This window comes from Nocardioides cremeus (genome assembly GCF_030518195.1).
GTDB lineage: Bacteria > Actinomycetota > Actinomycetes > Propionibacteriales > Nocardioidaceae > Nocardioides > Nocardioides cremeus.
The window spans coordinates 1-361 of the sequence record NZ_JAULSC010000117.1; the positions used below are offsets into that span (position 1 = coordinate 1).

The window sequence follows — 361 nt, forward strand, 5'->3', positions numbered from 1 at the left end:
TGCAAGATGTAGCCGCACAGAAGGCGGTGCAGACGGCGGTTAGCGAGTTGTTATTGCGGTTTGGGAGTGAGGGCGGAGCCATGGAGGTTAGTATGAGTGTTTGTTGTCATGCAGGGACGCATCGGAGTGTGGCGATTGCGGAGCGGATTGCGCAGTTTGTTAAGTGGGAGGTTGGGAGGAGAGGGGGTGAGGAGGGGGTTAGGGTTGTGTGTAGGCATGTTCATCGGGTTAAGGGACGGGCAGATCCTTTTTGAGGGGTTGAGGAGAGGAGTTTTTTTTTGTCTTGTTGTTTCTCCTTGTTTCTTGTTCTTGGTGTATACGATTGGAATCGTCAGTGATGGGTGGTCAGTGACAATGGCTC

The 361-nt window shown here is 52.4% G+C and carries 1 protein-coding gene; it reads left to right on the forward strand.

Annotated features, from left to right (window positions below):
- The first annotated feature begins 26 nt into the window (after window positions 1-26).
- Window positions 27-254, forward strand: a complete 228-nt coding sequence (locus tag QWJ41_RS22415) for a RapZ C-terminal domain-containing protein (protein ID WP_439117355.1) — start codon at window positions 27-29, stop codon at window positions 252-254.
- Window positions 255-361 lie beyond the last annotated feature (107 nt).